The following is a 23,474-nucleotide window of genomic DNA, read 5'->3' as shown; positions in this document are numbered from 1 at the left end:
GGTCTGCTTGCAGGCCCCGTTTTACAGCAAAGATCAAAAATATCCCATGGAACCATATTTTCGCTCTGTCGCCTTGACTGCGATCAGTGTCATGCTGGTCTGCTCTTGCAGCCAGCCTAAGCAAGTTGAATCTCCGTCTGGCAAGGCAGTCCGCATCATCCTGGTGGGTGACTCTACCATGGCGACAAAAAGTGGCTATGGTGATGCCTTGTGTGCGCGCTTCAAGCCTGAGCTGACTTGCCTTAACCTGGCCAAAGGTGGCCGCAGCTCTGGCAGCTATCGTGCCGAAGGTTCGTGGGAAGTAGTACAAAAACTCATGACAAGCAATGCACAGTTCAGCCAGACTCTGGTACTGATACAGTTCGGCCACAATGACCAGCCAGGCAAGCCAGGGCGCTCTACCGATCTGGCGACAGAATTTCCTGTCAATATGGCAGGCTATGTCAATGATGTGCAAACAGCCGGCGCGCAAGCCGTGCTGGTGACGCCCTTGACCAGACGCAGCTTCAAGGGTACGCAATTGCAAAATGATTTGCGGCCATGGGCAAATGCCAGCATGAAAGTGGCTGCCGACAAACATGTACCCATGATAGATTTGAATGCCATCAGTTATAGCTCAGTACAGGCGATGGGCGAGGCTGAAGCCGATACGCTGGCAATGGCACCACCGCCACCACCTGCGGCATTGCCAGCAGAGACGGGTGACCTGGCAAAGACTGAAAGAGCCGGTGCTGCGAAATCTGCATTTGACCGTACCCACCTGGGCAGCAAAGGTGCAGCACATTTCTCTGCCATGGTGCTCAAGGAATTGCTGTTGGTAGAGCCCAATTTGCAAGCACATGTGAATGCAGGGAACAGATGATGAGCAAGCGAAAAAAATCTTCTGCATTAGCTGTCGTCGTCGCTGCACTGGCTTCATCAGGTCTGTTATTTGCCGACTCAGTGCTTGCACAAGATAGCCGTCTGGTAAACGAACCTCAGACACCAGCAATCTGTAGTGTGCTGTCAGCACAACTGGAAAGTGGCAAGCAAAATGCAGTATCTGGCCGCGCGCCGGATACACAAAGCCTGCAAGCCGCAATAGACACCTGCCGCCCCGGACAGGCAGTGCGCCTGAGCAGCCGTAATGGCAAGGTCGCCTTTCTGTCTGGTGCTTTGCAATTGCGCAGTGGCGTTTCCTTATTGCTTGATGCCGGTGTGACTTTATATGCATCTACTCATCCCCTCGACTATGACCGCGGCACGGGCACTTGCGGTATCAATGATGACAAGGGAAAAGGTTGCAGACCCTTTATCAACGTTGAGCGTGCCAAAGGCAGCGGCATTTATGGTGAGGGTGTGATTGATGGCCAGGGGAGCGAACGTATCGCCGGCAAGGAAGAAAGCTGGTGGCAGATCGCCCGGCGTGCGCAAAAAGAAAACAAGCGCCAGAATGTGCACAGACTCATAGAAGTCACGCAGTCGAATGATTTTGTCCTGCACAATATCACTTTGCGCAATTCAGCAAATTTTCATGTCACACTGAACCAGGTTGATGGCTTTACCGCCTGGGGCGTGCGCATTGATACGCCCGCCAATGCCAGGAATACCGATGGCATAGATCCTATTTCTTCACGCAATATCACGATTGCCAATAGTTATATCCGTACAGGTGACGACAATGTCGCCATCAAGGCGGGTAACAACGGCCCTAGTGAAAATATCACCATCAGCAATAATCATTTTTATTCCGGCCATGGCATGTCTATAGGCAGTGAAACCAATGGTGGTATCAGCAATGTGCTGGTCGAAAACCTCAGTATGGATGGTACGACTTCAGGCTTGCGTATCAAGAGCGATGTCTCGCGTGGTGGCGTGGTGCAAAACATCAGCTACCGCAATGTCTGCATACGCAATGTCAAGGCACCGATAGACTTTGATACCCATTATGGCAAAACTGCCACGGGTAATCTGGTGCCACAATACCGCAATATCAGTCTTGAGCATGTACAGTCTTTAACACCAGGCAAGATCATCCTGCAAGGCTATGATGCAGAACATGTCATTGCACTTAAGATGAAGGATGTCAGCGTAGCAGATAAGAGCAGCAGTCAGTTTGAACATGTGCAACTGGAAGGTCGTGATAAAGTAGTCTTCAATGCAGTGGCTGCCAATCCTGGACAGTGCGAAAAAGCATTTGCTGCGTATCCAGAACCAGGTAGTGCAACTGATAATAGCAAGCGTCCGCAACTTGATGCGCAGGCTGCCAAGAATTTTTCCTATAGCGAAGTCTTGAAATATGCAGGCTTGCCGGGCAAGGAGCAGCTTGCGCCCTGGGACCCGCTGTCTGCCCCCATTGCAGCCGACCCGCAACTGCTACCTGACTATGTCGTTGATGCCAACGCCACACCAGATGGCGTCAGGGTATTCAGGCAAGTGCAGGCCGCAGTTAATCAGGCTGTTGGCGATATTGAAAAGCCGAAAGCAGGTAAGCAGCGTATTCACATCTACATCAAACCTGGTACTTACCGTGAACTGGTGTATGTGCCTGATACGACTATTCCCATCACCTTGTATGGCAGTGATGCCGCTAAGACGCGCATCAGTGCCAGGCTCGATGCGGCAACGACAGGCAGTACTTACAGCACGCAATTTTCTGCACAGTTTGCAGGTGTACACAGTAACATCGCCGCCATGTACAACAGTATCAAAGACCGGCCTGCACTAGGTACTTTTGGTACTGCCGTATTGTGGGTCAAGAGCCCCGGCTTCCAAGCAAAAAATCTGACGATAGAAAATTCCTATAACAAGGACCAGGGCAATGCCCGCGCAGATTGTCAGCCGGGTAATTGTCCTGATGAAAACGGTATTTATGCGCGCAGCCAGATGGTGCATCACCAGGCGCTGGCCGTCATGCTGGATGGTGCAGACAAGACGCATTTTGATGGTGTGCGTATGCTGGGCTTTCAAGATACCCTGTATATGAAATCAGGCAAGGATGGCCAGACTGCCAGGCAGTTTTTCCAGCGTTCCTACATAGAAGGAGATGTGGATTTTATTTTTGGCGATGCCACCGCCTACTTTTCTGAAACTGAAATCAAATCCCTGGGTGACCGCAATTCTTCTTATGTCGCTGCCCCCAACACCAATGTAAAGTCGCGCTATGGTTTTGTGTTTGATCATTGCCGCTTCACCCATGACGGCAGCAGCAATGCTCTCGCAGGTAAATTCAGCCTGGCCCGTCAGTGGTTCCATAACGAGCGCTGCACACCGTATGCGCCTGTACCAATTGCTGGATATGACTGCCAGCTCGGTGAGGTGGACGTCTTCAATTCACCGACAGGCACCATCAGGCAGCAGACGCTGGAAACGGTGGGCAAGATGGTCGTCATGAATTCTGTCATCGGTGCACATATCAATAAAAAACAGCCCTGGTCAGACTGGAACAAGAAGGGCACTTTACCTTACCGCCCTGTGCAATTTACCAGTGATGATTACTGGGTGAATTTGCTGGCTGCAAAAATCGATCCTATAAAACAGATGGGATATGACGGGCCTTTTTCACCCGTACGCATCTTTCTGGCCGAATTTAATAATACTGAAGAGTGACCCGGTAACTGGTAACAGCACAAGAGAGACAAGATGAAACACGAAAAAAGTATATTGGCAAACCAGACGACGCGCCGCAACTTTATCAAGACCATATCTCTGGCTGCAGGCAGCAGTTTACCCGTAAGCCGTGCGTTTGCCGCGACCATGATAGAAGACCCCTGGCAAAAAGCCCAGGACATCGTCGATCGACTTGCCAAGCCCTTGAAATTCCGCGCTGCTGATTACCGCATCACTGACTTTGGCGCTGTCACTTGTGAATTAAAAAAAGTCAAAGCCTGGATCTCTTTTGAAGAGCAGGATAATTTATCTACGCCTGTCGCTAATGCCAAGGATATATATCCCGCGATTGCACAGGCGATCAAGACCTGTAATGAAGCAGGTGGTGGCCGTGTGATCATCCCTGCCGGGAACTGGTATTGCGCAGGCCCCATTGTCTTGCTGTCGAATGTGAATGTACATCTGCAAAAAGGCGCACACATCTATTTCAGCAATAATCCTCAAGACTATGCCAGATATGGCAATTTCGATTGCGGACCAAATGGCAAGCTGGTCATATCGCGCTGGCAGAGTAATGACTGCCTGAATTTCTCACCCATGGTATATGCCTATGGTCAGGACAATATCGCCCTGACTGGCGATGACTGGAGCAGTATACTCGACGGCCAGGGCGGCGTACCCTTTGATGATAACGGTGATTGCTGGTGGACCTGGAAGGGCAGGCAAAAAACCATCAATTCTGTGGGGCAAAATACTACGCCCAATTACAAGCTAGGCAAGCGTTCAGAAAATACCGCGAATGACTTGAACGCGACCAGCCTGGAAAAAATCGCACCGCAACTCGATGAAAAGCAGAGGCTGCGCATACAGGGCGATAACGATAAATGGCGTGCAGATGCGAATTATCTGCCATCCTTGTCTGAGGCGGGCGTGCCCGTGGGCAAGCGTATCTTTGGCATGGGACATAATCTGCGGCCACCCATGATACAGTTCATCAGTTGCACGAATGTGCTGATGCAAGGCTACCAGGTCAACCATACCCCATTCTGGCAACACCACCCTGTGCATTGCCGCAATGTGGTGATACGCAATGTCCTGGCGAAAAGTCATGGCCCGAACAGCGATGGCTTTGACCCTGAGGCTTGCGACCATGTACTGGTCGAGTCCTGCACCTTTGATTCAGGCGATGATTGTATCGCCATCAAGGCAGGCAAGAATCTGGATACCCAGTATGGACCGTCACAAAATATCGTCATCCAGAATTGCACTATGCAAAGTGGCCATGGCGCGGTGACACTGGGTAGTGAAATGGCGGGTGGCATACAGAATGTGTATGCGCAAAATCTCTTGTTCGAGAATATCAACTGGGCCAGCAATCCACTGAACACCGCGATACGCCTGAAGACGAATATGAACCGCGGCGGTTACCTCAAAAATTTCTTTGTACGCAATATCAATATACCGAATGGTGTACAGACCAGCCCGTCTTTTTATACCTCCCTGCCTGGCTCGCCGATTCAGTCCAAGACCGTGGCGACCGCTGCTGGCGCTGTGATTACTTTTGATTGCGATTATGCTCCTGTCAGTGACAATGTCAGGACCAGGCCGCCAGTGGTGACAAACGTGCATATCTCGGATGTCAAAGTGGGTAATGTCACGACAAAAAATGGCAAGTTCTCCTGTTTTCAGGCCATTGTCATCCTCGGCCCTGTCGCATCAGACTATAACGGCGGCGATAAGAATCCCATGATCTTCCCTGTCACCAATGTGAGCATCAGCGATTGCCAGTTTGGTATGCCAGTGAATGCTGCCAGCCCGCTGTATCTGTACAACGTCAAGGGCCTGGAGTTAAAGAATGTGCAGATAGGTGACAAGCTGCATAACTCCCAGCTCTCGGTATAAAAAAATGCGCATAAGAGGCTAGCTCTTATGCGCCTAAGTACCACTGCGCGTAATCTGATATCCAGCCACTCTCTTAAGCGGCAAATCTTGTCTCTGCCGCACCAGCTACTCCCGGCCTGACCAGCACCAGGCTGCCTGCCCATAAATCATGTTCTGCCTTGCCTGCACCTATGGAACTGACCAGTAAGGTACTCATGTCCGGCCCTCCAAAAGTGCACATGGCGGGTTTGTTCATGGGCAGGGCTATTGTCCTGTCGAGCTTGCCAGCGGGCGTGAAGCGCAGCAGACAGGCACCATCGTTGCCACATATCCAGTAACAGCCATCGATATCCATGGCGGCACCATCAGGGCGGCCAGCCATGGGCTTCATGTCGGCAAAGACGCGCTGCTTATGTGGCATGCCTGCTTCTACATCGTAATCAAATGCCCAGATAGTCTGGCAGGCAGGATGAGAATCCGACAAATACATGGTCTTGCCATCGGGTGACCAGGCCAGGCCATTTTGGGTCAACAGATGACTGACCACAGGCGCCGACAAACCTTGCTCCTGAGTATAACGATACAGCTTGCCGATCGCTTTTGCAGCAGCCATGTCCATGAACATGGTGCCACTCCAGAAACGCCCCTGGCGGTCGCAGCGCCCATCATTGAAGCGCATACCGCTGCCGGGTTCGGCCAGCTCTGCAGGCGCCGCCAAACGGGTTTGCAGGGCACGCGGCCCTTCGCCCAGGTGCAGGTTGAAAATGCCGCTCTCCATGCCAGCGATAAAATCACCATCCTGTTTCAGGGCGATGCAGGCGACCATTTCCGTGCTCAGCCAGGATGTCAACTGACCATTCCTGGCATCGAGTTTCCAGATGGTTTTTGCTGGTATGTCGACCCAATACCAGGCCGCCTGTTCTGCATGCCACAAAGGGCTTTCACCGACGATGCAGTTGACTGCTGGTATCGACTCTATATGAGAAAATTCAGTCATGTTACAAGTCAGTAATTTCTTTATGGGTCGGCACCAGGGTCTTCATCATCGCCCATGCCAGCAGGTAGGCTACCGCGCAGAAAGTAAACATGATGGTGTAGCCAGTTTGTATATGACCCAGTTGGCCATAATAGTCAAACAGCCAGCCGCCCGTTTTGGAAACAAGTACGCCACCGATACCACCCGCCATGCCACCGATGCCGACGATGGATGCTACCGATTTTTTCGGGAACATATCAGAGACGGTAGTGAAGATATTGGCAGACCAGGCCTGGTGGGCAGAAGTGCCTATACCGATCAGTAATACCGGTACCCAAAAGCCGAGATGACCAAATGGTTGTGCCAGCAAGACCACCAGAGGAAACAGGGCAATCACCAGCATGGCTTTCATGCGGCCATTGTAAGCACTGTCGCCACGGCGCATGAAATAACTGGGGAAATAACCGCCGCCTATACTGCCTATCATGGTCATGCTGTACAAGACTGCCAGTGGCAAGACGATTTCTGTTTTTTGCATCTTGTACTGTGCTTCCAGATACTTTGGCAGCCAGAACAGGAAGAACCACCACACACCGTCAGTCATGAATTTGCCGATGACAAAGGCCCAGGTTTGTTTATAAGACAGCAGTTTGAACCAGGATACTTTTTTACCTACATCACTAGGAGCACTTGCCTCTGTTGCTTGCGCATCACCATTGTTGATGTAAGCGAGCTCAGCTGCCGACAGGTATTTTTGCTGCTCAGGTTTGTCATAGAATAGCTGCCAGAATATCATCCAGATAAAACCTATCGCACCGATGATGATGAAGGCTGCCTGCCAACCCCACAGTTCCGCAATCAGCGGCACAGTCAAAGGTGCCAGGATCGCGCCGATGTTGGCACCGGAGTTAAAAATGCCAGTGGCGAAAGAACGTTCATGTTTGGGAAAATATTCTGCCGTGGCCTTGATCGCCGCCGGGAAGTTGCCAGCCTCACCTATCGCCAGTACTGCACGCGAAATCATGAAACCTGCGACTGAGACTGGAATTGCTGCGATGCCCAGCGCTGTCAGGGCATTCACCATGCCCTCACCCAGCATGATGGAATAAGCATGCATGACTGCACCTATCGACCATACTGCAATCGCGATCAGATAAGCTTTCTTGGTACCTATCTTATCGATGAAGCGACCAGCCAGCAGCATGGAAATGGCATACACAAACTGAAAGGCCGCCGTGATATTGGCATAGTCGGTATTGGTCCAGCCAAATTCTTTGGACAGGTCTGGTGACAATAGACTGAGTACCTGCCTGTCTAGGTAGTTAACGGTAGTGGCAAAAAATAGCAGGGCACATATGGTCCACCGGTATTTTCCTATGCTTTGCTGGCTCATGCGAGCGTCTCCATTTTATTCATTATTATTGGCATGCCTGCACATCTTCGTGTGCTTGGTGCATTGCTTATCATTCAACAGCCAGGGCTGTTCAGTTTCATGCTAGGCGAGCGTCAATTTCCCATCCATCATACGTGCAAGTTGCAGGGGATTGCTATCTTGCAGCGCCGTTGGCAATAAATTCGCCGGGAAGCCTTGATAGCAAACCGGGCGCAAGAAGCGCTCAATCGCAGCAGCGCCAACTGAAGTGCTGCGGCTATCCGAGGTTGCCGGGAAAGGTCCGCCATGCACCATGGCATGCGCCACTTCCACACCGGTAGGAAAGCCATTGAACAAGATGCGTCCGGCTTTTCTTTCGAGTACGGGCAACAGCTTTCTGGCCTGGGTATGATCTTCAGCGACGGCATGTACGGTTGCTGTCAATTGCCCTTCGAGATATGAGGCGACGGCGACCACTTCATCAAAATCCTTGCACAGGATAGCAATGGAAGAAGGTCCGAAAATTTCTTCCTGCAAGGCTGGGGTATTCAGGAAAGTCGTGCCCGAACATACAGACAGCATCGCTTGTGCTGCACATGGGGACTGGGCCTGTTGGCCTTTGGCGACAAGTTGCAATTGCGCGATGTCAGCCAGATGCGTGGTGCCTTTGACATAGGCCTGGTGTATGCCAGGTGTCAGCATGGTCGCGGCATGTTTATCTTCCAATGCCCTGGCGGCATCTTGCAGGAACTGTCGTGCTGTTGCACTTTCTATGGCAATCACCAGCCCAGGGTTGGTGCAGAACTGACCCGCACCCAATGCCAGGGAATCGACAAAATTCTTCGCCAGTGTCGTAGTTTGTTCGGCCAGAGCATGATCCAGCAAGAAGACCGGATTGATGCTGCTCATCTCTGCATACACCGGAATAGGCTCTTTACGCTGGCTGGCAGTTTTCACCAGAGCCAGACCGCCGGAGCGTGAACCCGTGAAGCCCACTGCCTTGATGCCAGGGTGAGCCACCAGTTGCTGGCCAACCTGACTGCCAGCGCCTACCAGCATGGAGAACACGCCTTCATGCAAGGCACAATCAGCCACTGCTCTTTGTATGACACGCCCCACCAGCTCTGCTGTGCCAAGATGCGCATTGTGTGCCTTGACGATGACAGGACAGCCAGCAGCCAGGGCAGATGCGGTATCGCCACCCGCTACTGAAAACGCCAGCGGGAAATTACTGGCGCCAAACACGGCAACTGGGCCCAGGGCAATTTTTTGTAAGCGTAAATCCGGGCGTGGTGCTGCGCGTTCTGGCAAGGCACTATCTATGGTTGCGTCCAGCCAGTGTCCATCACGTACCACCTTGGCAAACAGGCGCAATTGATTGACGGTACGGCCACGTTCACCTTCCAGGCGGGCGATGGGCAAGCCGGTTTCTTGTGCTGCACGTTCTAACAATGCCGGGCCCAGATCCATGATGCCTGTGGCTATGTTTTCCAGAAAGCGCGCCCTTTGCTCCAGGCTGGTGTTGCGGTAGCTGTCAAACGCCTGTTCAGCCAGCAGGCAGGCTTGCTCAACTTCATCTTTCGTGGCGTAGCCAAAGACAGGCTCGATTTCCTGATTGGTGGATGGGTCTATGGCTTTGACATTACCTGCCAAACCAAAAACCGCTTTTTTACCGATCAGCATTTGCCCGGTGATTTGCATACTGTGCTCCCTTTGCTTTTGAATTTATTGCGGGCCTTGTGCCAGGATGAGTTTATGCAGCATGGCATCTTCCTCCTCTGTCAGGTCGGTCAGTGGTGCGCGTACCGGGCCTGCACTATGGCCAACCAGACGCGCGCCTGCTTTGACGATACTCACTGCATAACCGGCTTTGCGGTTACGGATTTCCAGGTAAGGCAGGAAGAACTGGTCCAGCAGGCGATTCGACGTGGCATGATCGTCCGCTGCAATGGCATGGTAAAAATCCATCGCCAGTTTGGGCATGAAGTTGAATACGGCAGAAGAATACACCGGTGTGCCCAGTGCCTTGTAAGCCGCTGCATAAACTTCTGCAGTAGGCAAGCCACCGAGGTAACTGAAACGATCACCCATACGGCGCCAGATCGATACCATCAATTCGATATCGCCTATGCCATCCTTGAAGCCGATCAGGTTGGGGCAACGCGCTGCCAGTTTTTCCAGGGAGTCAGCGGTCAGGCGGCAATTGCCACGGTTATACACAACCACGCCAAATTTAACGGAAGCGCAGACTTCTTCTACATGGCGGATCAGGCCATCCTGGCTGGCTTCGGTCAGGTAATGTGGCAGCAGCAAAATGCCGTGTGCTCCCAGGCGTTCTGCTTCCTGTGCATAGGCAATCGCCTGGCGGGTAGGGCCACCTGCACCGGCCAGGATAGGTACTTTGCCACGGCAAGTGTCTACCGCAGTCTTGATGATGTCGGCATATTCACTCCCAGTCAGCGAGAAGAATTCACCCGTGCCACCTGCCGCAAACAAGGCACTGGCACCGTAGGGGGCCAGCCATTCAAGACGCTCTGCATAAGTCTTGGCATTGAAGTCGCCAGCCGCGTCAAAGTCAGTCAGAGGGAAAGACAGTAAGCCAGAGGACAGGATTTGTTTCAGTTCTTGAGGATGCATGGGGGCTCCGGAAATGGCAACCTGGATGGCGTCTGGACCAGGTTCTATAGTTTTTAAAAAGTGAGTGTTTGAGTCATTGCTTAATTAAGTCATACGTCATCGTACAACTTAAAATAAGAGATCGCAAGCAGACTTTTTAAAAATGTGAGCGTGTTGTGCTAGCGCAAGAGGTTTGACACTGGTCCTGGCTAGGCTACAGCCCGGCTTTTGTCAGGTCTGTATTTCGCAGGCTGTGCCATGCCCAGCATCTCCTGGAATTTCTGACCATGAGGGGGAGGTGATAGGTGCAGCCTGCTAATTTAACCAGGTCGCACTCTGTACTACGAGCAGCTTTGCATCAACCTGAGATGGGCAGGCGGATGCTAATCCGGTGTTGCTTCTATGCGTTGCTGTGCCTGGCGCAATCTCTCTCGGCTATTGCTGAGGTGGGTACGCATGGCTGCCCTGGCGGCTTCCTGGTCTTTGCGCAAGATGGCGAGATAGATGTCTTCATGCTCGCGATTGACTCTATCCAGGTAATTGCTACTGGCATTGCTGCTGCCATCCAGGGCCAGCATGGCAGATTTAAGTCTGGCGCGCGGGATGATGGTGGTGCCCAGATTGCTGAGAATATCGACAAAATAACGGTTGCCGGTGGCTTGCGCGATGAGCAGGTGGAAGCGTACATCGGCATTCACCGAGGCATTTTCTTCGGTTTTATTGCTGAGTATCTCTTCCAGCACCTTGCCCAGGGCTGCCGCCTGTTCTTCTGTGCGACGGGCTGCGGCCAGCCAGGCTGCCTCGGTTTCCAGACTGATCCTGAGTTCCAGTATATCCAGCACATCCCTGACGGTGACTATGGCTTCGCGCAGCATGCCAGTCGTGGCCTGGCTGGGTTCCAATATGAAAGTACCTATGCCATGGCGGGTTTGCACCAGCCCGGCGGCTTGCAGATGTGAAATGGCTTCCCGCACCACGGTACGGCTGACATCATACAAAGCCATGATGGCGGATTCAGTAGGCAGCTTGTCACCCGGCTTCAATACCCCACTCTTGATATTATTGCTAATACTTTCGACTACCTCCTGGGACAGGCTTTTGTGCCGTCTTTTGGCGGGGAGGGTGTTGGCGTAGTCTGGAGTGTCCATGTGGCGGCTGCTTGCTTGAGGTATGGGGAGATTTTACCCCAAGTGAGCTTATAGATGTATGATAACCTATGACTTTTATGATCTTATTGGGCAATCACATCAGCCACCAGATCACTCTTCAGGATCAGGCTGGATAATCTGCCGGTACCCAATAAAAATACACCACGGCCATTCGAATAAATAATACTGCCATCATTGCGCATGTCATAGGCGACCACATTGGTGGCCAATACAGTTTCAAGACCCTGACGATTGCGGCTGATCAATTGCCAGGATGCGGGCACCAGGGAAGGCACGCCATTGATCATGTTTTCTTTTTGCAAGGCCTTTTCAGCATCAATGCGCTTGCCTTTCAAAATGATTTCCTTGAGGTCGGCATTCATGGCAGGCCCGGACGCACTGGTCAAAGGTTTGCGGCTATACATCAAGGAGAAAAAATTCAGGTAATGAAACACTGCACGCAATAAACGGAAAGGGAAGAGTAGCGCATCTATCAGGGCATTGCGGGTTTCATACTTTGGTATCTCATAAGGCCTGCGTATGAAATGCAAATTGCCTTGCGGGCATACGCGTGGATGCAGGTAATCAAAGACGGGATCATCCAGCACCGGCGTCACCGAACCATTTTTCATATCCAGCATCTGTATGCTGGCATTGCCGTGGGCCAGTGTGATGCCGCTTTGATTACGGGCTATGCCTGTGGATTGGTAGAGTATCTGTTTCTCGGCATCGGGTATCCAGCAGGGGCTGGTATCGAGTGTATCACCGCCAGTCAATTCGCGATAATTGTCGCCCTCGCGATCCAGCATGACTAAATTGGCGATACCGGTTTTGTTCGAGGCAGATGCCAGCAAGCGGCCAGTTGCCTTGTCCAGTTGCATGTCTGTCAGTGCCAGGTTTTGCCTGTGCAGGATGCGTTTCTCTACGCCAGTTTCCAGTTCATAAGAAAACAAGCCACCCATACCTGCATCCTGCAAAAAATACAGGATGCGACCCTGCTCATCAAACTGCATGGCAGTCGTATTGATTTGCGCAGCCTCGCCATCAAAGCGGCGCATGGCTCCGGATGCCGAGATGCCAAAGCTGGTACCTTGTTTCCAGGCATTCTTCTCCTGGTGTCTTTCCATTTTATCCAGCATCTCTTGCACGTAAGGACTATGCAATTGTTTGACTTCACCATGGGCTGCGCGATAAAACAATTTGCCTTCTGAAATAAAAGCCACGGCCGTGCCTGGTGCCGCATGGTCAAGCTTGCTTTGCTGGGCCGGATCGTCGGCTGAGTTTGGTAGTGTCGTACCAGTTGCTCCTGACTTGTCTTTCTGCACAAGCTGGTTGAGCACATAGGCAATACCTAGCAAGGCGACGATGATAATGAGTAGATGCACAGCGAATATCTCCTGAATGATCTGCCCACTCGGACAGAAGTAATCACGCAAAACGACATTATGCATGCAAGTCACTGCGTGCACGCCATTTGCGCTGTTTCAGGATGTAAAACAAGACTAATGACATTTGTCACCTGCAAGTCCTGACACTCTGCTCTGATGCGATGAGCGCATTTCATTCACACTGGCTGCATACAACCAGGGAGTGTTCATCATGTCTGATCTTAATACTGTGGCATTGTCATCTTATTCCGCCCGTGCCAAGGGGGCGATGATTTTTTCCGTCTTTGGTTCTGCCTGGCTGGCATTGTGGAACCAGCGATCCTTGCAGGGGAGTTGGATGGTGTACTTGCTTATCGCCCTGGGTGGCCTTGCCCTGTTTTCCCTGGCTTGTTTGCGCAATCGCCAGTACCTGAGGTTTGCTGATGAAGACAGTCCTGCCACCAGGCAGGCAGCGCGCTGGTTTCATATCGTGAATGGCGGGCAATGGTTGCTGATACTGATATCCTCGAATGTGCTGATCAATCTGGGGCATGCAGCATGGGTCATGCCGGTCGCGATGCTGATCATAGGCTTGCATTTCCTGCCATTGGCAAGACTGTTTAAGGTGCCGGGCCATTTGTGGCTGGGCCTGCTGATCAGCCTGTTCGCCATCACTTATCCATTCTTGCTGTCTGGTGGCCCGTCTGACCCCTATGGCTGCCTGGGAATGGGCTTGTTGTTATGGGGCTATGCTTTGTTGAAGTTGCTCAGCATACCGGCGATACGTCGCCAAAACCTGAGTGCGCTTTGAAATAGACGCTCTAGGCAAGTTGCGGCAGAATCGCTGACATACAATAAATATGAAGACACCATGCCAGCCAATTTTCTGCCACCTGCCCCCACACACGTCCTGAACCCTGAAGGGCTACCCAGATTTGGCAAATATGCCGGTGCCCCCGATGTCATAGACTGGGCCAGCCTGGCCCTGCCTTATCAGCGCGGCAAGCTGTGGCAAACTTTGCACCACAAGCACTGGCATTATGTGGCACTGGCAACAGCAGAGATATTTTGCGGCATTGCCATCGTTGACGTGGGCTGGACCAATACCGCCTTTGCCTATGTGTTTGACCGGCAGGAAGGCAAACTCATCGCCAGTTATTCCCAGGATGGCTTGCCTGGTCTGACAGCAAAACTGAAGCAGCAGCCAGCAGCCGGGGCTGCGGCGCAATTCCAGTTCCTGAGTAACAAAATCCTTTTCCAGCATTTGCCCCACAGTGGGCAGTTCCAGTTGCAACTGCAATGCGGTTCTTTCAGTATCGATGCCTTGCTGGATGCCAGCCAGGCTGCGCCTTCCTTATTGGCCATAGGCGAAGTGCAGGGCGGCACCGTGCACGCGACTGTCAAGTCACCAGGCATGCCGCTGGCAGGGGAGGTGATCGTAGGTGGTCGCAGCTTCAGCTTGCAAGCAGGTATAGGCAGTTATGACCATAGCAATGGTTTCCTGGCACGCGAAACCAGTTGGCGCTGGGCTTCGGCGCATGGTATGGATGTGGGCTTCAATTTGCAGGCAGGTTATTTTGGTCAGCATGAAAATGCCCTGTGGCTGGATGGCAAGCTCATCAGCCTGGGCGCTGCTCAATTTGACTTCGATGCCAGCCAGGCCATGGCTGACTGGCATATTTTTACCGATGATGGCTTACTGGATTTGCATTTCCAGCCTGAAGGTTTTCGTGCAGAAAATAAAAACCTGCTTATCGCCAGCAGCCGCTACCTGCAACCCATAGGTCTGTTCAGCGGCTGGGTCAGAGCCTGTCTGGATGAGCCCAGGCGACAAATAGAGAAGCTGGTGGGTGTGACTGAAGATCATTTTTCCAAATGGTGAGCAAGGGTGCTTTAACGGCGGTTGCATACCAGACGGTCAGCCTTGCCACCATTGACCACCAGTTTATTACCAGTGAATTCTTCGACGACGCCAGAAACTGAATTGCCCATACTTAATGACAGGGATTTGCCGTCAAAAAGATAATTGCCAGTAAACTTCTTGCCGTTTATGGTGCCACTCATTTTGCTGTCCTTGTCAAACAGGACTTCCATGCTATAGCCAGTCAGGACGCCATAACAATTCCAGAGGCCAAGGATTTTTGTGGCCGCTTGCTGGGCTGTTGAGGCTTGTGCATTACTGTCCCGGTTACTGTCCTTATTACCGTCCCTGTTTCTTACTATGCTGTTTATGGTCATTGCGCCCACACTTTGATTGCTACCCCGGCGTGATGACATGGTGCTGATCCAGTCTACAGGAACGGCAAAGTTCAGGTTTTGCGCCTGCCCGTCCTGGACGTTGAAAGTATTGATGCCTACCAGTTTGCCCGCAGCATCAAACAAACCACCGCCGCTGGAACCATGTGAAATTGGTGCGGTAGTTTGTATGACCTTGCCCGCAGGCAGGGGGCGCAAAGCGGAAACGATGCCATCACTGATCGTCAGGTCCAGGCCCAATGGCGCGCCTATCGCGAACACTTTTTGACCTATGCGCAGACTGTCAGTACTCCCCAGGGCTACGGCGGGTGCTGTTGAGCCTGGTACGCTGAGACGACATAAATCAAATTCTTCGTCTGCCATGGTGACCGTGGCTGCCAGCACATCCTTGCCTATCTTGGCCTTGTATTGCACTCCGGCGCGCGTCACATGGCAATTCGTTATCACGACCTCAGGGGCAATCACCACACCACTCCCCAACGCGACTTGCGCACCAGTAGGTCCGTACACAGAAATCAGGGCAATACTGGGTGAGCGCAGGGCATATATTTCTTCCGCAGATTTGCCTGCATCAACATTGCTGGTGGTTGGTTCTGGCGTTGGGGCTGCAGCTACAGGGGCCGTCACTGGAGCAGGTGTATTTGCCAAAGGCGCGGGCGGCAGCTTGGCTGGCCCAGCAGGTGTCACTTCACTATAGACAGGTATTTCTGCCTGCTTGTTGCGTTCCATTTTTTGTTTCATGGACCACCACAAGCCAGCCGCTGCCAGTAATAAGGCCAGCAAGACCAAAGGAACAAATAAATTCCTTGGTTTTGCCGGGGCAGCGGGTCTCCTGGTCTGATCGCTGGTGGCTTGTGCCTGCACGGTTTCTCGTCTGGCCAGGTGAGCATCATAGCTGGCACGCTTTTGTGGATGAGACAGCAACTCATACGCTTCACGCACCAGGACTTTTTTATTTGGGTCGTGCTGTTCCACGCTTTCCAGCCCAGCCATGGCATCCTGATAAGCCACGCGTATTTGTTCCGTCGTCGCATCCGCCCGAACCGTGAGTATGTCGTAGAGAGTTTGTTTCATTACATGTCCAGAATTAAGAGCCGCTTTTATTCCTCGCAGGAACCAGCGTTTTTCTGGGGATTGTAACTGAAGACGTGACGTTCAGAAGAAAAGCTGTGTATTGGCTGGGTTGCTCGTCTTTTTATTTTGCATGAGCTTGCATCATCGAAATTGCGTGCGCGCAGCGAGTGTCTCATGGCAGGCACATCCAGGTTTGGGCTAGCAGAGCAAAACAGAGCCAGCTAAGGCATTAATTATTTCAATTATTGGAATAATGAATTCAATATTATGACTATTCTTTCTTTTGACGAATAGCCATAAACTTCTCTTCGTTCGCACCAAGCCTTCAAAGCGAAATGTAAGTCCTCATAAACCCTGAAAGGAAACTCATCATGACACGCGCATTCATTAGCCAGGCTGGCAATTCACTCACCAGTACAGTGAGCACATTAGTCAGCAAATTCAAATTCCTCGTCTTGTCGGCTGCGGCTGCTCTGAGCCTGGCCGTAGTACCCGGCATCAGTGCCGCTGACACTGTTGCCAATAGCGTCATCGGCGCACGTGGTTATGACTTGACGACTTTTTTCACTAGCGAAAAACCAGCTCACGGCACTGGCCATCATGTGGCGACTATCGATGGTGTTGACTACCTGTTCACCAGCGAAGAAAACAAAAAAACTTTCCTGGCGAATCCAGAGAAATACCTGCCAGCCTTTGGTGGCTACTGCGCTTACGGTGCATCGATAGGCAAGAAATTTGTTGCTGACCCGGATGTCTACGACATCGTCGACAACAAACTGTATTTCAACCTCGATACCAAAATACGCGCGATCTGGTCCAAAGATATTCCTGGCAATATCGATCTTGCAAAAACCAACTGGAAAACCATCGCCAACAAAAAGCCATCTGAACTCTGATTGCTTGTGCACATGAAAAACGCCGCTTTGCTGAAAGGCTAAAGCGGCGTTTTTTTATTCAGGTCAGTGATTTAAACTGGCAGGGCAATCTGGTGATCAACGCTGAATTGATAATCGCGGAACACATGTTCTGCGCTCAGCAATTCATACGTACCATCCGGCAATTTGCGGGTCGTATCTTTCAAGCGGTAAGTCATTTGCCCACAAGTCCAGCAATTGAAGTTGCGCATATGCGTGCACAGGCAAGTCTTGTCCATGACTGAGACTTTCTTGGCATCCGGATTGGCCGCTACCTCTCGGTTATAAGAAGTGATGTAAGCGCAATTACCGTTACCATCCAGCAGGTAACCATAGGATTCGCAACCAGGGCGTATGCCATCGCCTATCGCTGGCGTGTTCTTCAGCATGCGCATGGGGTAGCCGGTAGGCGAGATATTATTGACTTCGATATCGTTTTCACTGGCCTTGAAATATTCCTGCTTGACGCTGGCAGGCAAACCGCATTCATTGGTGACCGTGAAGCGTGTTGCTACCTGCACCCCGGCCGCACCGTTTTCCATGAAAGATACGGCGTCGCTGCCGGTGAAAATGCCACCCGCTGCAATTAACGGGATATCCAGGTTTTCTGTTTTCAGATACTGAGAGATTTCAGTGATGATGGTTTGCAGATCATATTCAGCCCAATCCATCCCAAAACCCAGATGGCCACCAGCCAGCGGGCCTTCTACGATGACATAGTCAGGCAAGCGGTTCAGGCGGGAATTCTTGCGTAGAAATAATTGCAGCGCACGTACTGAAGAGACGATGATGCCCAGCTTGGCATCGCGAAAGCGTGGGTGCTCAGCGATCAGGCCAAAGGAACCCAGATGCAGGCCAGCACTCATGGTGATGCCATCAATACCAGCATCGAGTGAAGATTCCAGGCGTACCTTGAGGGTTTCGCGCGGGCCGTTCATGGTCAGTTTTTCCATGCAATTGACAAAGATCATGCCCGAGCCCTGCTTGGCTTCCATGGTCTTGCCTATATGCAGGCGGGTAGCTTCGGCCAGTTGCTCCAGATTGAACTTGATGTCAGTCTTGTCGGAGTTGTTAATATTGTATTTGTAGAATTTGGTCTTTTCCTTGACGAAGCTGGTGTCAAATCGACGATCAGAGACATCCTGTACCATGGCATCAGAAATATGGCCAATACCGCCGAGACGTGCAGCAACCAGAGCCAGTTCAGCAGTGGAAATATCGACGCCCATGCCACCGATCATGATAGGAACCAGCTCATCTTTGCCCAGCTTCAGGCGGAAATCATCTACACGTTTCATTGTTATCCTTGACACATTTGCTCAAAAGTAAATCACGCGACGCACATACTATCGTTACATATTGCATATCCTGGCTGACAAGCCCGAAGACGAACGAGATTGTAAGCCAGGGCCAGCCCCTACAGTTAAGATTATATTCTGTACAGCAGGTAAATACCTGCTTGCAGGTTTCATTTCTTGCTATTTAACCAACGTAATTTGGCCCAAGCTGCTTGTTGACTTGCATTCAGGAAAGTCCAGGCGACCAAGCGGCTCTCTTTATTGCCCTGGCTCATGATAATAGTTTTCTGATCACAGACCTTGACCTGCTTCAATGCTGCATGGATCGCCGGTAAATTGGCTGACTTTGAGACCAGGCTGGAAAACCATAGAATTTTTGTGGGTATGCTGGCGCTTTCGACAATCATTTTCTTGATAAACGCCAATTCCCCGCCTGCACACCATAGTTCGGCATCCTGGCCACTAAAATTCAGGACAGGCTCAGTAGACGCTGCATTGCTGGTTTTTTTCAGGTTCTCCCATTTGCGCAGACTACCCGACCGCGCTTCCTCCGCAGAGCCATGAAAAGGTGGATTACACAGGCTGATATCAAACCATTCATCATCGGCGACTATGCCTTTGAACAGCGATTGCGGATCAGGCTGATGACGCAGTTGTATTTGCGTGCCCAGGCCGGGATTACGATCAAGTATGCCCTGTGCATTTGCCAGGGATGCCGCATTGATGTCGCTGGCACAAAATGACCAGCCATAGTCGCTGACACCCAGCAAAGGGTAGATACAACTGGCACCTGTACCAAGATCAAGGGCAAATACCTGCCTGCCTTTGGGCGCACGGTCCTGATTACTGTTCGCCAGCAAGTCTGCCAGATAATGCAGATAGTCTGCCCTGCCGGGCACTGGTGGGCAGAGATTGCCGGCTGGAATATCCCAGTCACGCACGCCATAGCTGGTTTGCAACAAAGCCTGATTCAGCAATTTGACTGCCTGTGGGTCGGCAAAATCGATGGTGGGCAGACCATCCGGATTATTCACCATGTATTGCTTCAGCCCAGGCACAGCCTGGATCAGGGCGGGCAAGTCATAACGCCCTTGATGGCGATTGCGTGGATGCAACTGGTTGATAAGCTGATTTCTTTTATCGCTCTTGTTCTTGTTGTTCATGAAAGCCTGTCCATTATTTTGCAAGACCCGCATTTGGGCTAGATGTTTGATATTGTCCCATGAAGGGGAGATGAGCTGTACTCAGTCGCATCAAGAATATTGACCTGGTGCAACTTATGCTTGAACAGACGCTGGCTATACTTTAGTAGGGGCCAGCATATCCTTGCTAAGGATGTAAAATTCCGTAAGTGTTTTATTTATCTGGAAACGCCATTGCTAGAATCTGGTCACTCAAATTCGCAACCTGCAGCAGGTAATAAGCTCATCATGCGACGTCCCATTCGAGAGTGAGCCAGGACAGATCAGCCATGCGTCTGCGGTGCTTGATGCACCTCGTACATCTAATTGAAAGGTTTAATAAATGAAGAATATCGCTCTTGTCGGCAGTCTGGCTGCTGTTTCCTTGTTGTCAGCTTGCTCAACTGCACCTGTCAATCATAGTGCTCCGGCAACTCCAGTAGCACAGCAAGTCACGGTCCCTGCCAATCTGCAGGCACCTGCTGGCGAAGTATTGGCCTTCCAGATGGCGGCAACAGGGGTACAGATTTATGACTGCAAGGCCAATAAAGACGCAGCCAAGAAATTTGAATGGGTATTCCGGGCGCCAGAAGCCGAGTTATATGCCAGCCATGACAGCAGCAATCTCAAACTGGGTAAGCACTATGCGGGCCCGACCTGGGAAGGCAATGATGGCAGCAAGGTAGTCGGCGAGGTCGTCTCCAAAAGCGACAGCCCTGACAGCAATGCCATTCCCTGGTTATTACTGAAAGCCAAATCCAATACTGGCTCGGGTACCTTCTCCAAGATCACCAGCATACAGCGCGTGGTCACAGTAGGCGGTAAAGCACCACTGACAGGCTGCTCGGATTTCCAGCTGGGTGCAGAAACACGCACCCCATATAAAGCACTTTATAATTTCTATAAGGCAAATTAATTGCCCTTAGGTATTATTAAGTATGATTAAGTATTAATATGAGTTCATAATAGCTCTCCCTCTATGAACTCATATTGCAATGATACTGGACGGTTTTGATCTCGCCATCTTGCGCTATCTGCAAAAGAATAGCCGCCATTCAGCCGAGTTGATAGGGGCTGACATAGGCTTGTCTGCCACAGCCGTGCAAAGACGCATACGCAAACTGCGGGAAGAAGGGGTGATCAGGGCCGAGGTGGCGATCGTGGCCCCGCAAGCTGTTGGTTATCCCCTGACTGTCATGGTCGAGGTCGCTTTCAAGCAAGGCCTGGGCGATGTCATCGACAGTTTCAAGCAAAATATGCAAGCTCTGGCAGAAGTACAGCAGTGCTTTTACCTTGCGGGTGAATTTGATTTCATGCTCATCGTACAAACCACAGACATGGCTGCCTATGAGCGCTTCACCCGCGCGGTACTCTTTGTCAATGAGAATATCCTCAAGTTCCGTACCACGGTCGTCATGGATACTGTCAAGCAAAGTTATTGCCTGCCGATTTAAGCGGGATTATCCAGCATAGCAAACACTTCTTTTGCCGCAAACAAGCCGTTCAAAGCTGCCGGAAAGCCAGCATACACCGCCATCTGCATGATGACTTCAGTGATTTCCTCGCGCGTGCAACCGACATTCAAAGCAGCTTGTAGATGAACCTTCAACTGGGGCGTGGCATTGCCCAATGCAGTCAATGCCGCCACAACCGCGATTTCACGCGATTTCAAATCCAGTTGCGGGCGCGAATAGATGTCCCCGAAAGGAAACTCTATCAGGTAGCGGGCAAAGTCAGGGGCTATATCAGCCAGGGCTTCCACTACTTTTTCACCTGCCTCGCCATCGATTTCCTTGAGTTTTGCCCAGCCGCGTTGGTAACGTTCATTGCTTGATAGATTGCTGCTTTGATTCATGATCAGACTTTCTTTTTCTTGCCAGGCTTATTACTTATCATCTTTTGATAAATCTGGATCTTGTCATCCAGTGCGCTGGCATTTGCCACAAGCTCAGAGATAGTGGTGGCCAGACGCTGGCGATGGAGCTTCAACATCGTCAACCGTTCTTGCAAACTCATTTCCCCCTGCGCCCTGAGCTGCGCATACTCGCGTATCTCAGCCAGGGGCATGCCAGTCTGCTTCAAGCGCAGTACAAACGTCAGCCCCAATACATCCTGGGAGTTATAACGTCTGTGGCCGTTGTCTGACCGGTTTGCTGCCTGCAATACCCCCGCTTTTTCATAAAAACGCAGGGTATGGGCAGACAAACCTGTCAGGGCCGCCAGCTCGCTGATGGAAATGAATTGTTTGGTCACGGTATGATCTTAGAAGTTAGAGTGCACTCTAAGTCAAGCATACAGGAAAAATAATATCTCACTCATAAATCGAAGGGATCGCGGCAGAGTTCTTGCAGAACCAGGTCGCGATGATGAAATATCCTGTGGTGATCGCGACATACGGTAATGCAAAGATATTCCTCATGCAATGCCTGCAATGCCTGGGCATAAGCGGCAGACCTGGTGTGGGGCTGGTCCAGGCAGCGGGCAGTGGTAACTGCATCATAAAAACGCCGGTAGGCGGCACGGGCTAGTGCTTGCGGTGCTTGTTTTTCATAGACGCCAAAGTATTGATCAGCGTCGTCATAATCTTGCATCCAGCCGCGCACCACCATGTCAAATTCACCGCTGGCCACACATGCATAGACTTGTGCTGTATTCTTCGTGCGTATTAATTCGCAGTGTATGCCGCAAGTCTGCAACAATTCTATGGCGCAATCCAGGGCAGTACTTAATGGCCCGCGCCCGGCGGCATAGATGATGCGCACGGCAGTGCCAGAAAAATGCTTGCTCCAGCGCTGCTGGAATACTGCCAGACTGATCTCACACACCGCTCTTGAGGGAATGGTCAAGATGTCCGCAGGAATAAAATCAGTATGATAAAGCGCCCCCAGTTTTTTCCTGGCTTGCTGCTGCAATAGCGCATGAAAATCCCTGCGCATATTCAGCTGCTTGAACACTCCTGCTGCATTCAAAATCAGCATGCCGGACCAGCGGTCACGTAGAGGTGTGCTGTGCATGCCCTGCATGTTATCCAGTTTTAATTGATGATGACGTTCCAGCAGGGCTGCATGCGCCGTGCCTGACTGCAAGGCCAGTGCTACCGCATCAAATTCATCATGGATTTGTATGCAGATATTCTCGGGCAGTTGACGCGGGCCTGCATAGTGCGGATTGCGATGCAAGCGTATTTCTGTCTGACTTGCAGAGCTGGCCTGCATGGGGCCGGAACCCATGATGTCATCTTCAGCTGTCTGCAGGCAAATACCCATGGCAGGGTGGGCGAGAATTTCCAGCAAGGAGCAATAGGGCTGCTGCAATTGTATGAACAGGCGGCTTTGTTCATCATCGGCATACAGGCCAGCCGGTATCTCGCCTTCAGCACAGGCAGCAGCCCCGAGTATCAATTCACGCGAGATTTCAGCAAAGATGGATGTTGATGCAGGCCAGACATGGCGTGCCAGGCTGCGTACCGCATGGCTGGCCTTGACTGTCTGACCATCTGCAAAGCGGGCGGGGGTGAGAGCAAATGACCAGAGTCGATAATCATCAGAATGTGTCCAGCTGCTGGCCAGATCAGCAACAGGGATGTCGCCTGAGCGATTGATGCGTAACAAGGTCTGGTAAAGCAGTGAGCTGAGCGGGTGACATACCGAGCCGGTCTTGAGCGGGTCTGGATGGAAAAGATGTTTTAAGGTGGCGATCTGCATCATCATTGAAAAGGGAATTCGTCAAAACTCTATTTTCCATTTTCATTCATGCAGGCAAACGGCCAAATTCATGAAAAAAAGCCGCCGCACAGCAAATTT

The 23,474-nt window shown here is 51.5% G+C and carries 20 protein-coding genes; 8 read left to right on the top strand and 12 right to left on the bottom strand.

Going from position 1 to position 23,474, the window contains the following annotated elements:
- The first annotated feature begins 46 nt into the window (after positions 1–46).
- The 3 genes from ACO0LC_RS17715 to ACO0LC_RS17705 are packed head-to-tail and all read left to right on the top strand — an operon-like array spanning position 47 to position 5,490.
- Positions 47–862 (top strand): rhamnogalacturonan acetylesterase, encoded by an 816-nt coding sequence (locus ACO0LC_RS17715; RefSeq protein ID WP_423005438.1) that lies wholly within the window; start codon positions 47–49, stop codon positions 860–862.
- The gene (locus ACO0LC_RS17710) at positions 862–3,588 is read left to right on the top strand and encodes a pectinesterase family protein (RefSeq protein WP_423005436.1); all 2,727 of its coding nucleotides are present in this window, start codon (positions 862–864) and stop codon (positions 3,586–3,588) included. Before ACO0LC_RS17715 ends, ACO0LC_RS17710 begins: the two co-directional genes overlap by 1 nt.
- 33 nt (positions 3,589–3,621) lie before the next feature.
- On the top strand, positions 3,622–5,490 hold the full coding sequence (locus ACO0LC_RS17705; RefSeq protein ID WP_423005434.1) for a glycoside hydrolase family 28 protein: 1,869 nt from the start codon (positions 3,622–3,624) through the stop codon (positions 5,488–5,490).
- 73 nt (positions 5,491–5,563) lie between these two features.
- Here the strand turns inward: ACO0LC_RS17705 and ACO0LC_RS17700 are convergent, their stop codons facing one another.
- From ACO0LC_RS17700 to ACO0LC_RS17675, 6 genes are all read right to left on the bottom strand, one after another.
- Positions 5,564–6,466 carry an SMP-30/gluconolactonase/LRE family protein gene (locus ACO0LC_RS17700; RefSeq protein ID WP_423005432.1) on the bottom strand — a complete coding sequence of 301 codons (903 nt, stop codon included), beginning with the start codon at positions 6,464–6,466 and terminating at the stop codon, positions 5,564–5,566.
- Position 6,467: 1 nt separating this feature from the next.
- Positions 6,468–7,838, bottom strand: a complete 1,371-nt coding sequence (locus ACO0LC_RS17695; protein WP_423005430.1) for an MFS transporter — start codon at positions 7,836–7,838, stop codon at positions 6,468–6,470.
- 102 nt (positions 7,839–7,940) lie between these two features.
- A complete protein-coding gene (locus ACO0LC_RS17690) occupies positions 7,941–9,518 on the bottom strand; it encodes an aldehyde dehydrogenase (NADP(+)) (protein ID WP_423005428.1) in 1,578 nt (525 codons plus the stop codon).
- A 24-nt stretch (positions 9,519–9,542) separates the two neighbouring features.
- Complete coding sequence (gene kdgD, locus ACO0LC_RS17685; protein WP_423005426.1) at positions 9,543–10,454, bottom strand: 5-dehydro-4-deoxyglucarate dehydratase; 912 nt, start codon at positions 10,452–10,454, stop codon at positions 9,543–9,545.
- 362 nt (positions 10,455–10,816) lie between these two features.
- Positions 10,817–11,581: a FadR/GntR family transcriptional regulator gene (locus ACO0LC_RS17680; RefSeq protein WP_423005424.1), complete on the bottom strand. Its 765-nt coding sequence runs from the start codon at positions 11,579–11,581 to the stop codon at positions 10,817–10,819.
- Between the two features lie 83 nt (positions 11,582–11,664).
- The gene (locus ACO0LC_RS17675; RefSeq protein WP_423005422.1) at positions 11,665–12,966 is read right to left on the bottom strand and encodes a TolB family protein; all 1,302 of its coding nucleotides are present in this window, start codon (positions 12,964–12,966) and stop codon (positions 11,665–11,667) included.
- Between the two features lie 214 nt (positions 12,967–13,180).
- Between ACO0LC_RS17675 and ACO0LC_RS17670 the strand changes: the two genes are divergently transcribed.
- Both ACO0LC_RS17670 and ACO0LC_RS17665 read left to right on the top strand, forming a co-directional pair.
- On the top strand, positions 13,181–13,759 hold the full coding sequence (locus ACO0LC_RS17670; RefSeq protein WP_423005420.1) for a hypothetical protein: 579 nt from the start codon (positions 13,181–13,183) through the stop codon (positions 13,757–13,759).
- A gap of 60 nt (positions 13,760–13,819) precedes the next feature.
- Positions 13,820–14,830 (top strand): DUF2804 domain-containing protein, encoded by a 1,011-nt coding sequence (locus tag ACO0LC_RS17665; RefSeq protein ID WP_423005418.1) that lies wholly within the window; start codon positions 13,820–13,822, stop codon positions 14,828–14,830.
- Positions 14,831–14,841: 11 nt separating this feature from the next.
- On the opposite strand, the gene ACO0LC_RS17660 is transcribed toward ACO0LC_RS17665, so the two are convergent.
- Entirely contained in the window at positions 14,842–16,278 is a 1,437-nt protein-coding gene (locus tag ACO0LC_RS17660; RefSeq protein ID WP_423005416.1) for a trypsin-like peptidase domain-containing protein, read from the bottom strand.
- 371 nt (positions 16,279–16,649) lie between these two features.
- Between ACO0LC_RS17660 and ACO0LC_RS17655 the strand changes: the two genes are divergently transcribed.
- Complete coding sequence (locus tag ACO0LC_RS17655; protein WP_423005414.1) at positions 16,650–17,174, top strand: YHS domain-containing (seleno)protein; 525 nt, start codon at positions 16,650–16,652, stop codon at positions 17,172–17,174.
- A 71-nt stretch (positions 17,175–17,245) separates the two neighbouring features.
- On the opposite strand, the gene ACO0LC_RS17650 is transcribed toward ACO0LC_RS17655, so the two are convergent.
- Both ACO0LC_RS17650 and rlmF read right to left on the bottom strand, forming a co-directional pair.
- On the bottom strand, positions 17,246–18,490 hold the full coding sequence (locus tag ACO0LC_RS17650) for a nitronate monooxygenase (protein ID WP_423005412.1): 1,245 nt from the start codon (positions 18,488–18,490) through the stop codon (positions 17,246–17,248).
- A 170-nt stretch (positions 18,491–18,660) separates the two neighbouring features.
- Complete coding sequence (rlmF, locus tag ACO0LC_RS17645) at positions 18,661–19,653, bottom strand: 23S rRNA (adenine(1618)-N(6))-methyltransferase RlmF (RefSeq protein WP_423005410.1); 993 nt, start codon at positions 19,651–19,653, stop codon at positions 18,661–18,663.
- A gap of 361 nt (positions 19,654–20,014) precedes the next feature.
- Here rlmF and ACO0LC_RS17640 point away from each other — a divergent pair, with 361 nt between their 5' ends.
- Both ACO0LC_RS17640 and ACO0LC_RS17635 read left to right on the top strand, forming a co-directional pair.
- Positions 20,015–20,587 (top strand): DUF3455 domain-containing protein, encoded by a 573-nt coding sequence (locus tag ACO0LC_RS17640; protein ID WP_423005408.1) that lies wholly within the window; start codon positions 20,015–20,017, stop codon positions 20,585–20,587.
- 79 nt (positions 20,588–20,666) lie between these two features.
- On the top strand, positions 20,667–21,125 hold the full coding sequence (locus ACO0LC_RS17635) for an Lrp/AsnC family transcriptional regulator (RefSeq protein ID WP_423005406.1): 459 nt from the start codon (positions 20,667–20,669) through the stop codon (positions 21,123–21,125).
- Here ACO0LC_RS17635 and ACO0LC_RS17630 read toward each other — a convergent pair.
- The 3 genes from ACO0LC_RS17630 to ACO0LC_RS17620 form a co-directional block, all read right to left on the bottom strand.
- Entirely contained in the window at positions 21,122–21,526 is a 405-nt protein-coding gene (locus ACO0LC_RS17630) for a carboxymuconolactone decarboxylase family protein (RefSeq protein WP_423005404.1), read from the bottom strand. The genes ACO0LC_RS17635 and ACO0LC_RS17630 overlap by 4 nt on opposite strands.
- A 2-nt stretch (positions 21,527–21,528) precedes the next feature.
- Positions 21,529–21,924 (bottom strand): MerR family transcriptional regulator, encoded by a 396-nt coding sequence (locus tag ACO0LC_RS17625; protein ID WP_423005402.1) that lies wholly within the window; start codon positions 21,922–21,924, stop codon positions 21,529–21,531.
- Positions 21,925–21,986: 62 nt separating this feature from the next.
- Positions 21,987–23,378 (bottom strand): ABC transporter substrate-binding protein, encoded by a 1,392-nt coding sequence (locus ACO0LC_RS17620; protein WP_423005400.1) that lies wholly within the window; start codon positions 23,376–23,378, stop codon positions 21,987–21,989.
- Positions 23,379–23,474 lie beyond the last annotated feature (96 nt).

It is taken from the genome of Undibacterium sp. JH2W (assembly GCF_049340425.1).
Lineage (GTDB): Bacteria > Pseudomonadota > Gammaproteobacteria > Burkholderiales > Burkholderiaceae_D > Undibacterium.
This window is presented reverse-complemented; position numbering and strand designations above follow the sequence as displayed.